Origin of the sequence: Nitrospirillum pindoramense (assembly GCF_007827955.1) — a bacterium.
Lineage (GTDB): Bacteria > Pseudomonadota > Alphaproteobacteria > Azospirillales > Azospirillaceae > Nitrospirillum > Nitrospirillum amazonense_B.
The window spans coordinates 257,546-269,663 of sequence record NZ_VITR01000009.1 but is presented as its reverse complement, the minus strand read 5'-3'; the positions used below and the strand labels follow the sequence as shown (position 1 = coordinate 269,663).

The following is a 12,118-nucleotide window of genomic DNA, read 5'->3' as shown; positions in this document are numbered from 1 at the left end:
AAATGTCATGAAGGGCAGCCGCACTGATCCCCCGCCGCAGGGCAAGGGTCAAGGGGGCATGGGGCAGAGTTCAGGGGGTGGGCGGGGGTGCCACGGTGCCGCGTTCGACATAGGTCACGTCGAACACCAGGCGGCGCCGGGACTCCGTTGGCTTGGCGATGCGGCGCAACAGGGTGTTCACCGCCTCGATCCCCATCTCTTCCACCGGGATGTTGATGGTGGACAGGCCGGGAAAGGCCAGCGCGCCGTAGGGAATGTTGTCGAACCCGATGATGGAAACGTCCTCCGGCACGCGCAGGCCCCGCTGGCGCAGGGTGTTGATGGCGCCCAGCGCGATCAGGTCGGCGCCCACGCACAGCGCCGTGACCGACCCGTCCGCCACGGCGGCGGCCACCGTCGGTTCCAGGTCGAAGGAATAGGCGTTGTGCAGGTGCCAGGCCAGGGCGTCGTGCCGGCGCAGCACCTCGGCGCTGCTCTCGGACCGTTGGCGGGAACTGCGCACGTCGGTCGGGCCGGAAATGACCCCGATGCGCCGGTGCCCCGCCCGAATCAGCCGCTCGGCCGCCATGCGCCCCCCGGAATCGACGTCGATCTGGATCAGGTCGTGGCGGGGGTTGTCGCGGTCCAGCACCAGCACGGGCAGCCCGCCGGTCAGGTGGGCCAGCGTGTCCTCGTCATTGATGGGGAACCAGATCAGGCCGTCCACCCCGCGCTGGATCAGGGCTTGGGCGGCGGCGCGCTCAGCCTCGGGCGAGCCCTGCGTGTCGGTGACGAAGACGCTGTAGGCGCTTTCCCGTGCCGCATGCACGACGTTCTGGGCCAAGGCCGGGAAGAAGGGGTTGGTCAGGTCGGGCAGGATCAGGCCGATGGCGCTGGTCTTGCCCGTCCGCATGGCCTTGGCGCTGAGGTTGGGGCGATAGCCCAGGCGCGCCGCGACCTCCAGCACATGGCGGCGCGTGTCCCCGCCTACGGAACCGACATCGTTCAGCGCGTACGACGCCGTTGCCACCGACACGCCCGCCGCCAGCGCCACGTCCTTCAGGGTGGGGCGTTTGGCGCTGTTTTCATCCTTGGTCATCGGGGTCTCTGGTTGGCGGGGGTGGTTAATCGTTTGCGGCGTATTTCAGCCGAATCCCGTTGGAAATGGGAAGGGGCATGGTGGCGCCCAGTTGACGAGGGCGGTGGAAGTCCGTCAAGCGCCGAGCTTTTATGAATCGATTAAAAATTCGTAATCCCACCTTGACGGGCAAGAAATGCCAGGCAAGCATAGGAAATACAGGGCATCAGTTCGGCGGCGCTGAGCCACCGGGCGCGTCTTTTTGCGCCTTATAAATGAAACGTTTAATTAAAGCAGACCGCACCGCCAGGGTAATGGCGTGGCGGCAACGGACAGGGCATGAACGATGGGAGTTAAAAACGATGGGACTCATGAGGGTGACGACGGCGGCGGCGCTGGTGGCGTTGGCGGCGGGGGAAGGGGCGGCGGCCGCGCGGGCGGCGGAGGCGGCGGACGGCCCGCCCGCCTTGGAGGAGATCGTGGTCACGGCGCAGAAACGGACGGAGGACCTGCAGCAGGTGCCGCTTTCCGTCAGCGTCATGAACGGCGATGACATGCGCGGCCTGGCGGTGTCGGGTGATGACATCCGGGTGCTGTCCGGGCGCGTGGCCAACCTGAACGCGGAGTCCACCTTTGGCCGCGTCTATCCGCGCTTTTACATCCGGGGACTGGGCAACGAGGACTTCACCCTGAACGCCTCGCAGCCGGTGGCGCTGTACTATGACGACGTCGTGCTGGAGAACCCGGTGCTGAAGGGCATGCCCGCTTTCGACCTGGAACGGGTCGAGGTGCTGCGCGGTCCCCAGGGCACGCTGTGGGGCAAGAACACCACGGCGGGCGCCGTCCATCTGGTGTCCCGCAAGCCCACGGACGCGACTGAGGGTTATGCCGATGTCACCTATGGCAACTTCAGCAGCTACACTGCGGAATCGGCGGTGGGGGGCAGCCTGGGCGACGGCCTCGCCGCCCGGGCGTCCGTCTTGTATCAGCACCGCGACCCGTGGGTGCGCAATGTGGTCACGGGGAACAAGCTGGACGGCTATGACGATTTGGCGGCCCGGGTGCAGATTCAGTGGAAGCCCGGTGAGCGCTTCACCGCCCTGGTCCAGGCTTTCGGCCGCTCACTGGACGGCACCTCCACGCTGTTCCACGGCGCCGGCACCGATGCGACCGTCGGCGTCCTGCCCTTCGACAAGTATGACCTCGCGGAGGAGAGCGATAACAACAACCGGCAGAAGGTGACCACGCGCGGCGTCACCCTGAACGTCGCCTATGAATTCGACGACGTCACCCTGACCTCCATCGCCGCCTGGCTTACCGGCAGCATGTTCAGTGTCGGCGACGTGGATGGTTCCCCCCGGCCGGCGCTGGTCAACGCGTCCGACGTCGACGGGCTGACGCAGGTGACGCAGGAACTGCGTCTCGCCTCCAACCCCGGTGGGCCCTTTGGCTGGCAGGGCGGCCTCTACTATTTCTCCGAGGATCTGAACTACTGGAACACCACCGCCAACAACAGCTTCCAGACGGCGGATGGCATGCCCGGCTTCGGCGCCTATCAGCGGGCGCGCCAGCGCAGTCACAGCGGTGCGGCCTTCGGCCAGGCCAACTATTCCCCCACCGAGCGCCTGACCCTGACGGCCGGCTTGCGCTACACCGTTGATGCGGTGGACTTCTGGCAGGACTCATCCTCCTTCACGCCCAAGCCCACCGACCTCGCGGCCTTTCCCAACTTCGCCACCGATCCGTTTTACAAGGTGGCGGGCCGGGGCCCCGGCCCCTGGTTTCTGCCCCGGTTTTCCAGCACCGACGGCCGCTGGGGCAAATTCACCTATGACGGCAGCGTGGCCTACCGCCTGGATGACCAGATCAACCTCTACGCCCGCGTGGCGGAGGGGTACCACGCCGGCGTGATCACGGGGCAGGCCATGTTCGACCCGTTGCAGAAGGCCGATCCCGAAACAGTGACCTCGTACGAGGCCGGGGCGAAGGGTGACTTCTTCGGCCGGCGCTTGCGTACCGACCTGTCGATCTTCCACTACGTCTACCGCAACCAGCAACTGGTGGCCTACAGCACCCTGGCGGCGGGTCAGGAAATCATCCGCCTGATCAACGCCAAGGGCGGTGTCGGCACCGGCTTTGAGCTGGAGAGCAAGCTGCAGGTGACGGACAGCCTGCTGCTGGGCGCCAATCTCGGCTTTGTGAAGACCGAGATCCAGGGCCCGACGGAGGTGGATGACCCCCGCAATCCCGGCCACCCCTTGGACATCGCCGGCCAGCCCTTTCCCTTCGCCCCCCGGTGGACCGCTTCGCTGACGGCCGACTACACCTATCCGCTGGGCGGCGGGCGGGAGGTGTTCCTGGGCACGGACTGGACCTATCGCGGCGATGAGAATTTCCAGCTGACCAGCTTCGTTCAGCCGCAATTCCGGGGGCAGGGGTATTGGGAGGGCGGGGCCCGGGCGGGCTATCGCTTCGGCCGCACCCAGGTCGCGGCCTGGGTACGCAACATCACCGACGCCTCCGTCTTGACCAGCGCCGTGAACGTCAACGGCTACGCCGGCGTGTTCACCAACCCGCGCACCTACGGCGTGGAACTGTCCACCCATTTCTGAAGACCAGCGATCCCCGGTGGCGCTCCCCCGGGGATCAGGAGCGACCATGACCGATACCCTTGCCCCACCCTTGGCCGATTTCATCCGTTGCCTGCCAAAGGCGGAGCTGCACCTGCACATCGAAGGCAGCCTGGAACCGGAGCAGATGTTCGCGTTCGCCCGCCGCAACCGCGTGGCGCTGCCCTTCCGCACGGTGGAGGAGGTGCGGGCGGCCTACGCCTTCACCAACCTTCAGGACTTCCTGGACATCTATTACCAGGGGGCCCAGGTCCTACGCACGGAGGAGGATTTCCGCGACCTGGCGCTGGCCTATTTCCGCCGGCTGGCCGCCGACGGCGGCGTGCATGCCGAGATCTTCTTCGATCCCCAGACCCACACCGACCGGGGCATCCCCTTCCAGGTGGTGGCCGACGGCCTGCTGGCCGGCATGGCGGCGGCGGAGAGGGAGCTGGGCATCACCGCCCACCTCATCCTCTGCTATCTGCGCCACCTGGATGAAGAGGCGGCCTTCGCCACGCTAAGGGCGGCGGAGCCCTATCTGGACCGCATCGCGGGCGTGGGGCTGGATTCGTCGGAGGTGGGCAACCCCCCGTCCAAGTTCGCGCGGGTGTTCCAGGCTTCGCGGGAGCGGGGGCTGAAGCTGGTGGCCCACGCGGGGGAGGAGGGGCCGCCCGACTATGTCTGGCAGGCGCTGGACATCCTGGGCGTGGATCGCCTGGACCATGGCAACCGCGCGCTGGAGGATGAGGCGCTCACCCGCCGCCTGGTGGACCAGGGCACGACGCTGACGGTGTGCCCCCTGTCCAACCTCAAGCTCTGCGTTGTGCCCAGCCTGGAGGCGCATCCCTTGCGGCGCATGCTGGACCTGGGCCTGAGGGCCACGGTCAATGCCGACGATCCGGCCTATTTCGGCGGCTACCTGCTGGACAACTACGTGCGGGTGGCGACGGCCCTGGGCCTGGACCGGGGGCAATTGGCGCAACTGGCCCGCAACAGCATCACCGGCTCCTTCCTGGATGCCGCCGCCCAGGCGCCCCACCTGGCGCGGTTGGATCAGGGGCATCATAACTAATTGGATTTAAACAGAAGATGATCTCTTTGCCGGAGCCTGTCGCCTTGACGCGACGGGTGCCGGGAAGCCACCTGCTGACCGGTGTTCTTACTGTTCGTCAAATCGTCGCCGCGAATCGTAAACGCTCTCGCGATTGGCGGCGACCCAGTCGACGAGCGCCAGCAAGGGCGTCATCAGGGCGCGCCCCAGCTCGGTCAGCGCATATTCGACGCCCGGTGGCCGGGTGTCGAAAACAGTCCTCCGCAGCAATCCATTCCGTTCGAGATCGCGCAGGCCCTGCGTCAGCATGCGCCGCGAGATATCCGGCAGCGATCGCAGCAACATGTTGAAACGCTTGGGCTCTTCCTGAACCTCAAGAAGAATGAGGACGGTCCACTTGGCGGTGATCTGATCCAATATGCTGCGGACGGGGCAATTGTGCGGATCAAACCCCTCGGCTTGCCAGGCGGCGATGCGCGCGCGCCGCGACCCCGCGCCCAGGTTACTCTCAGGTAACGTGGTCACGATAACCTGCCTCCTTGTTGCGAAATCGAAAGGTCCCTAATTGAGACCTGCGATCATTTATACCGAGAGGCTTCTTCATGACCACCTATCTCGTCACCGGCGCTTCGGGCCAGTTGGGCCAGCTTGCGGTCGCCCATCTCGCAACCATCGTCGATCCTTCAGAGATCATCGCGTTGGTTCGCTCCGACGCGGCGGAGGCCGTCTATGCGGCCCAGGGTATCGCTACCCGGCGCGGGGATTACGATGACCGGGCGTCGCTGGTCGCCGCTTTTTCCGGCGTCGATCGCCTGCTGTTCATCTCCTCTTCCGCAATCGGCCGCCGCGTCGCCCAACACGAGAATGTCGTGGAGGCGGCGAAGACGGCCGGCGTGGGCTTCATCGCCTATACCTCCCTGGTCGGCGCGGCGGCCAAGGCGATGGTGCTCGGCCAGGAGCATGTGGCGACCGAGGCGATGCTGGCGCGCAGCGGCATTCCCCACACCCTCATCCGGAACGGCTGGTACATCGAGAATTTCCTGATGAACCTGGGGCCGGCGCTGGCCATGGGCCAAATCTTCGGCACCTCCGGCGACGGCCGCTTCTCGGCCGCCACGCGGGCGGACTATGCCGCCGCCGCCGCCATCGTCCTCAAGGGCGGGTATGACGGTCAAACCCTGGAACTGGGCGGGGACGACTCCTTCACCATGACGGAGTTCGCGCAGACGCTGTCGCACTTGAGCGGCAAGCCCATCCAGTTCGTCAACATCCCGCAGGATGCCTTGGTGAGCGGCATGGTGCAGGCCGGCTTGCCCGGGCCGGTCGCCGTGGTTTTGGCTGATGCCGATGCCCGGGCCGCCGAGGGGGTGTTGCTCACGGAGGGCAAGCGGCTGTCGCGTATCCTTGGGCGGCCGACAACGTCTTATGGCGCCGTGCTCGAGGCGGCGCTTGCTCAGCCGGCCTGATCAGCGGGCCGGATCAGCGCGCAGGTGATCGGCCCGGCGATTGGCCGGGCCGATGCCGCCTCGGGGCCTCACCGATCAATTCGCCGCGGGTTCCGCAGCAATGACCGGCCTGGCGAATTCCGGGCTGCGCGCGCCCAGCTTGTAGAAGCCGATGCAGACGGCGTTGCAGATGAACAGCAGCAGGGGGATGACGACGTAGCCGGCGTAGAGCGCCAGGATGGCGGATCGCGGCTGTTCCACCAGCTGGCCGTTCTTGGTCGGAATATAATGGGCCAAGTTGAGCATGATGCCCAGCAGGGCCACGCCCAGGGCGAAGGTGCCCTTCTCGATCACGGCCATGATGCTGGACAGCAGGCCCTCGCGCCGCAGGCCGGTCAGTTCCCGGTCGTAGGCCAGGGTGTCCGCCAGCATGGAGATGGAGAGCAGGATCATGCCGCCGGCGCCGACGCCGCTGGCCACGCCACGGATCAAGAGTTCAAGGGTGCTGACGCCATCCTTGCCGACGAACAGCCAGCTGGCCGCCGCTAGGGCCATGACGGCCATGCCGACCAGATAAGCATTGCGCTTGCCCATCCGCCGTTCCAGCCACAGCCAGGCGGGCATGGATAGTCCGGAGGCGATGTTCTGGGCCAGGGCCAGCTGCATCTGGCCCTCATAGCCCAAATGCAGCACGTTCAGCATGAACAGCAGGCTGGTGGTGGCCAGGCTGGCGAAGGCCAGGAACTGGCAGACCTTGGCCGCCATCAGCAGGCAGAAGGGCCGGTTGCGGAACACGGTCACCCATGAGCCGCCGGCGGCCTTTTCCGCCGGGGTGGGCGCGTCCTCCAGCACCGGCGCCTTGGCCGTCCCGAAGAAGGACAGCGCCATCGCGGTGCCGATGATCAACGCCATGGTCCAGCCCATGATGGCGTAACCCTGCGCGCCCCCGCCGCCGTGGGTGATAAGGGCGGCGGTGCCCGCCATGGCCAGGATCTGGCCCAACGAGACGAAAAGCGTGCGGAAGGACAGCAGGCGCGACCGTTCATAGCGCGACGGTGTCATCTCCGACGGCATCGCCATATAGGGTACGTTGAACAGGGAATAGCCGGTGGAATAGATGATCAGCGCCAGCAGCATGTAGAGGATCAGGGCGGTGTCGCCCATGTCCGGCGCGCAGAAGATCATCAGGAACGAGGCTGCGGACACGAAGCCTCCGGCCAGCAGAAAGGGGCGGCGCCGGCCCCAGCGGCTGCGCGTGCGGTCGCTGAGCGTGCCGATGACCAGGTCGGCGACGGCGTCGTACAGCTTCGACGCCATCAGCAGATAGCCCGCCAGCTCCGTGTTCTTGCCCAGCACGGTGGACATGAAGGCCGGGAAATAGGCTGTCACCGTGTTCAGCATGATGGAGACGCCGACGGTGCCGACACCGAAGCCGATGCAGACGCCCATGCTGAGGCGGGTGGTTTCGCCGGTGCCGGCGGGCGGGACGGTCATGGGCGATCTCCATCCAGGAAGTCGACGATGGCCCGCGCCTTGGCCACAGGGTCGGAGGCGACCGGGGCCACCCGGCCGTGCCGCAGCAGGCCCGCCGCCTCGTCGATGGCGGCGTTCAGGGCCGCCAGCTCCCCTTGCGCCTTCAGCAGCAGCACGGGGCAGTGGATGAGGGGAAGGCGCTCCAGCGGCCGGTAGCGGAAGGCCGCGAGATAGGGCAGGGCGTAGGTGTCCAGCGCCTTCAGCACATCCAGGGCGGCGTCGTGCAGTACCCGGTTGCTGGGCATGTGGCCGGGCAGGCGGTGGTCCGGGTCGCGCATGAAGTGCGGAAAATACAGCGCCTGGTCACGCACGAAATGAAAGGCCCAGACCAGGTGGGCGCCATGCTCGTCAGGCTCCTTGCGGGGGGCGTAGTGCTCCAGGACGGCGGCGCGGGTGGCGTCATCGTACTCCTTGATGCCATCCAGCACGGCATGGCGCACGCGACCGTTCCCGTCGGCGCCGCCCGCCATGACCGCCAGTTCGCAGGCCGTGCGGGCGCCGGTGTGGGTGCCATAGACGTCGAAGGCGCTGATGTCCATGGCATCGGCCAGACGCACCACGCTGTCGGCGAAATAGGCGATGTCCGGCGACGGGATGGCAGGGGCCGGTGAATCGCCGTTGCCCAGGGTGTCGGGTGCCACCACCGTGCGGCCGGACCGCGCGATCTCCACCATCAGCCCTTCCAGCCAGCGGGAGGAGGTGGGGGAGGCATGCAGCAGGAACACCGGCGGCTGGGTCGCCGCCGGGTTCACGATGCGCCGTAGGTGGACTTGGCCCTCCCGGATACGGATGAAGGCGCGTTCGACCGATGTGTCCGTCATGCCCGGAACTCACCAAGAAGATGATCGCGCAGGGTCGGTCCCTGGTACTCCCGCCGCAGCAGGCCGCGCTGCTGCAACAGGGGCGCGACGTGGGCGCAGAACAGCTCCAGCTCGCTGGGCATATAACCGGGCTGCAGGGTGAAGCCGTCGCAGGCGCCGGCGTCGATCCAGGTTTCCATGCGATCGGCCATCTGTTCCGGCGTGCCGACGAAGATGGCGTGGCCGCGTGGCTTGCGGGCGTAGTCGCGGCAGGCGTCCGCGATGGACAGGCCGGCCTCCACCGCCGGTGTCAGCATGCGGCGCACGTCTTCCGCCGGGAACTCGCAGGCGGCGCAGATCTCGTCCAGCGGGAAGGGTTGGTTGGCCGGCAGCCGTGTCAGGTCATAGCCGATGGATTCACTGAGGTATTCGATGCAGAGCTGGTCGTCGGCCAATTCCAGCACATGGCGGTGCTTGCGCTGCGCCTCCTCCTCCGTATCGGCCAGGATGAAGGCCAAGCCCGGCATGATCAGCATCTTGGAGGGGTCTCGGCCCAGGGCGCGCGCCCGTTCGTGGATGTCGTCGCGATAGGCGCGGCCGGCGTCGATGGTGGGGGCGGGGCAGAAGATGGCCTCCGCCGACTGGGCGGCGAAATTCCGTCCGTCCGGCGACTGTCCCGCCTGCACCAGCACGGGCCGGTATTGCGGGGAGGTCGGGAAGTCCAGGGTGCCGGCGATGTCGAACCACTGGTTCCTCAGCGCATCGGCGGCGTTGGCGGCCGGGTGGCCCGCCGCCTGCCGCCAGAAGGCGTCCGCGGCGTCGACGAAGGCCTGGGCGCGGGCATAGCGCGCCGACTTTTCCAGCAGTTCCGGCTCGCCGAAATTCCAGGGACTGTTGGGGTGCACGGTGGTGACGATGTTCCAACCGGCCCGGCCCTCGCTGATGAAGTTGAGGGCCGCGAACTTGGCCGCCACCTCCGCCGGCTCATTGTAGGTGGTGGACACCGTGGCGACCAAGCCGACGCGGCTGGTCACGCCCGCCATGACGGCCAGCAGGGTAAAGGGGTCCAGCGTGGGGATGGCGAGCCGGCCGGGCGTGCGGCCGGCGGCGTCGCGCCCCTGCAACTGGTCGCCGAAGACGATGGCGTCGAAGCGCGCGTCCTCCACCATGCGGGCGATGCGCTCGTAATAGGCGCGCTGGAACACCGCGTCGGGGGTGGCCTTCTCCACCCGCCAGCCGCCGGGAAAGAAGCCGATGCCCTGCAGGAAGGCCCAGAGGTGCAGTCTACCGTTCTCGCGTGACATCAGGCGGGGACCTTCTTCGAATAGGGGTTGGCGGGCGCGGCCAGGCCCAGGCGGGCGCGCGCCGTGGCGCCGGTGGCAGGCTGACGGGTGTAATGCCGGCGCAGCGCCTCAAGCTGGTCGATGGCGTCCGGCCCCGCCACATGCAGGCCCTCGGCCTTGCCGGCCCGCACCAGGGCCTCGCCCTGTTCCACCGTGGCGGCGGTCACCTTCAGCAGGCGCACGGCACCCCGGGCATCGACGCCCGCCAGCCGGTCGGCGCCGCCCAGCACCACGTCCGCCGGTATGGTGCTGCCGGCCACGTCGTCCAGGTCGCGTACCAGCAGGGGATGGCCCTGCGGCGGCCGGGCGGCGTTCAGCGGACCCATGGTGGCGAAGAAGGGGCCGCGGTAATCCACGCGGCGGACCTTGGCGCTGTCCAGGTAGGCGCCGCTGTCCTTGTTCAGGATCAGCGCGTCCTGGTCCCAGCTATCCCACAGGGCGCGGGTGGCGCGGATGAAGTCATCATGCTTGGCCACCCGGTCGCCGGGGGGCAGGTGGTAGGCGTCGCCATAGGCGGCGTCGAAGCGGGCGCCGCCGTGGAGCAGGGGCAGCCAGCCGGCCCGGCCCGAGGTCAGGAAATCCGCTGCCGACAGGGCACGGGCGATATGGAAGGGGACGGAATGCACGGCCGGCAAGGCCGCGACGACCACGGGCGTGGCCAGGCGCCGGGCGATCCAGGGCAGGGTCACCACCGCTTCCAGCCGGCCCGGTTCCAGAGTGCCGGCCCCGGTCTCGTGGGCCAGCAGGACGAAGTCGGCCCCCGCCTGCTCGATGCGGTCGGCCTGCTGGCCCAGCCGGGCGAAGGCCGCCCCGTCCCGGGGCGAGACGTCGATGCTGATTGATAGGTACATGGCGCAAGCCTCAAATCGTGTTGACGTGTTTGCCGAGGGGGTGGATGGGTTCCGCGCCGTCCCGCGTGATCACCACCAAATCCTCGATGTGCACCGATCCCCCAATGCCGGTGTCCAGCGAGGGGCAGTCGACGCTCAGGATCATGTTTTCTTCCAGGGCAAGGTCGTTCTTGCCGTAGAAGCCGCCGCGCACCTCGCCCGGCTCGTCCGTGTGCATCAGGCCCACGCTGTGGGGCCCGAAGGTCACCAGGTCACCCGCGCCGGTCTTGCGCAGGGTTTCCAGGCCGATACGGCTGACCTCGGAGAAGCGCAGGCCGGGGCGCAGCTGTTCGCGGATGGCCTTCCAGCCGGCCTGCGCCGCGTCCGCCGCACGGACCGCCGCCGCCGCCGGTTCGCCCACGAACACGGTGCGGGCATAGTCGCCGTGGTAGTTCTGGAAGTGGCCGACGCCGTCGAAGAACAGCGACTGGCCGTCGCGCACCGTATCCGACGTGGGCAGGTCGGAGGACACGCGGTCGATGGTCATGAAGACGGCGCGGTTGCCGCGCCGGGCGCTTTCCACGGCGAACAGCCGGCGCAGGTCGCGGTAGTTGGCGCCGGCCCGCACCTGGGCGATGACGGCATCGACTGCCGCCGCGTTGGCCTGGGCGCCGCGCCGCATCAGCGCCAGCTCCAGGGGCGACTTCACCACCCGGATCCAGCGTAACAGGTTGTCCGCCGGGACCAGGCCGCCCGGCCGTTCGTGCCGCTCGCACACCATGCGGACGACCTCATGGTCATAACCCAGCCGGCCGGACCACAGGCCCAGGTCGCGCAAGGCGCGGGTCAGGGCGCCGCCGCTGTCCGCCAAAAGGGGACGGGTGCGCAAGGCGGCATCGGTGCGGTCGCGCCGGCGTTCCTCGACCTGGGTCAGGGGGGCGGCGCCCCGGTCGGCGAACAGGCCGGCCCAGGGGCTGGCTGTCCTTTCCTGTCGCGCGCCATCAGGGCCCGTGTCGCCAGGGCCCTCATCACCCGCGTCCTGGAACAGGTAGGCGGCGACGCCGTCGCGCGGGCCGCCATCGACGAAGGTGTAATAGTAGATGAAGTGGGAGGTGACGATGGCCGGCGCCTGACGGGGGTCGCGCGTCAGGATGGCGAAGGTCGTGGGCGGCTGGCCTTGCCGGGTGGTCCCGATCTGCGGCCAATAGCCCAGCGCGTGGAAGACATTCAGGGGATCGCCCAGCACCAAGCCGTCTATCCCGAACCGCTCCATGATCTCACAAGCCCGGGGCAGGTTCATGGGGCCGCCCTGTTGCAGCCCCTGCAACAGGGCGTCGTCGTCGGCCATGAGGGCGGCGATCTGGGCGCTCAGTTCATCCATGGAACACCTTGGGGGAAAAGCTCCGGGGGCCGGCGGCGCAGGGCCGGCGGGGAACACGCCCCCGTC

At 67.9% G+C, this 12,118-nt stretch carries 10 protein-coding genes; 3 read left to right on the top strand and 7 right to left on the bottom strand.

The window, feature by feature from the left end:
• Window positions 1-70 precede the first annotated feature (70 nt).
• Window positions 71-1,078, bottom strand: a complete 1,008-nt coding sequence (locus FBZ90_RS16875; protein ID WP_145733833.1) for a LacI family DNA-binding transcriptional regulator — start codon at window positions 1,076-1,078, stop codon at window positions 71-73.
• Window positions 1,079-1,428: 350 nt separating this feature from the next.
• Between FBZ90_RS16875 and FBZ90_RS16870 the strand changes: the two genes are divergently transcribed.
• Both FBZ90_RS16870 and FBZ90_RS16865 read left to right on the top strand, forming a co-directional pair.
• Window positions 1,429-3,669, top strand: a complete 2,241-nt coding sequence (locus tag FBZ90_RS16870; protein ID WP_145733832.1) for a TonB-dependent receptor — start codon at window positions 1,429-1,431, stop codon at window positions 3,667-3,669.
• A 46-nt stretch (window positions 3,670-3,715) separates the two neighbouring features.
• The gene (locus tag FBZ90_RS16865) at window positions 3,716-4,741 is read left to right on the top strand and encodes an adenosine deaminase (protein WP_145733831.1); all 1,026 of its coding nucleotides are present in this window, start codon (window positions 3,716-3,718) and stop codon (window positions 4,739-4,741) included.
• Between the two features lie 87 nt (window positions 4,742-4,828).
• Here FBZ90_RS16865 and FBZ90_RS16860 read toward each other — a convergent pair whose 3' ends face one another.
• A complete protein-coding gene (locus tag FBZ90_RS16860) occupies window positions 4,829-5,245 on the bottom strand; it encodes a winged helix-turn-helix transcriptional regulator (protein WP_246130460.1) in 417 nt (138 codons plus the stop codon).
• Window positions 5,246-5,322: 77 nt separating this feature from the next.
• Here FBZ90_RS16860 and FBZ90_RS16855 point away from each other — a divergent pair, with 77 nt between their 5' ends.
• Complete coding sequence (locus tag FBZ90_RS16855) at window positions 5,323-6,186, top strand: SDR family oxidoreductase (RefSeq protein WP_145733830.1); 864 nt, start codon at window positions 5,323-5,325, stop codon at window positions 6,184-6,186.
• Window positions 6,187-6,261: 75 nt separating this feature from the next.
• Here FBZ90_RS16855 and FBZ90_RS16850 read toward each other — a convergent pair whose 3' ends face one another.
• The 5 genes from FBZ90_RS16850 to FBZ90_RS16830 are packed head-to-tail and all read right to left on the bottom strand — an operon-like array spanning window position 6,262 to window position 12,052.
• Window positions 6,262-7,659: an MFS transporter gene (locus tag FBZ90_RS16850; RefSeq protein WP_145733829.1), complete on the bottom strand. Its 1,398-nt coding sequence runs from the start codon at window positions 7,657-7,659 to the stop codon at window positions 6,262-6,264.
• Window positions 7,656-8,519, bottom strand: coding sequence for an alpha/beta hydrolase (locus FBZ90_RS16845; RefSeq protein WP_145733828.1), 864 nt, complete (start codon window positions 8,517-8,519; stop codon window positions 7,656-7,658). Before FBZ90_RS16845 ends, FBZ90_RS16850 begins: the two co-directional genes overlap by 4 nt.
• Entirely contained in the window at window positions 8,516-9,802 is a 1,287-nt protein-coding gene (locus FBZ90_RS16840; protein ID WP_211102095.1) for an NtaA/DmoA family FMN-dependent monooxygenase, read from the bottom strand. The genes FBZ90_RS16845 and FBZ90_RS16840 overlap by 4 nt, the downstream gene beginning before the upstream one ends.
• The gene (locus FBZ90_RS16835) at window positions 9,802-10,692 is read right to left on the bottom strand and encodes an LLM class oxidoreductase (protein WP_145733826.1); all 891 of its coding nucleotides are present in this window, start codon (window positions 10,690-10,692) and stop codon (window positions 9,802-9,804) included. The genes FBZ90_RS16840 and FBZ90_RS16835 overlap by 1 nt, the downstream gene beginning before the upstream one ends.
• A gap of 10 nt (window positions 10,693-10,702) precedes the next feature.
• Window positions 10,703-12,052: a M24 family metallopeptidase gene (locus tag FBZ90_RS16830; protein ID WP_145733825.1), complete on the bottom strand. Its 1,350-nt coding sequence runs from the start codon at window positions 12,050-12,052 to the stop codon at window positions 10,703-10,705.
• Between the last annotated feature and the right edge of the window lie 66 nt (window positions 12,053-12,118).

Coding starts and splice junctions, on each gene's coding strand:
- FBZ90_RS16855 (WP_145733830.1), top strand. CDS start 5,323: ATGACCACCTATCTCGTCACCGGCGCTTCGGGCCAGTTGGGCCAGCTT.
- FBZ90_RS16850 (WP_145733829.1), bottom strand. CDS start 7,659: ATGACCGTCCCGCCCGCCGGCACCGGCGAAACCACCCGCCTCAGCATG.
- FBZ90_RS16875 (WP_145733833.1), bottom strand. CDS start 1,078: ATGACCAAGGATGAAAACAGCGCCAAACGCCCCACCCTGAAGGACGTG.
- FBZ90_RS16870 (WP_145733832.1), top strand. CDS start 1,429: ATGAGGGTGACGACGGCGGCGGCGCTGGTGGCGTTGGCGGCGGGGGAA.
- FBZ90_RS16835 (WP_145733826.1), bottom strand. CDS start 10,692: ATGTACCTATCAATCAGCATCGACGTCTCGCCCCGGGACGGGGCGGCC.
- FBZ90_RS16845 (WP_145733828.1), bottom strand. CDS start 8,519: ATGACGGACACATCGGTCGAACGCGCCTTCATCCGTATCCGGGAGGGC.
- FBZ90_RS16865 (WP_145733831.1), top strand. CDS start 3,716: ATGACCGATACCCTTGCCCCACCCTTGGCCGATTTCATCCGTTGCCTG.
- FBZ90_RS16840 (WP_211102095.1), bottom strand. CDS start 9,802: ATGTCACGCGAGAACGGTAGACTGCACCTCTGGGCCTTCCTGCAGGGC.
- FBZ90_RS16830 (WP_145733825.1), bottom strand. CDS start 12,052: ATGGATGAACTGAGCGCCCAGATCGCCGCCCTCATGGCCGACGACGAC.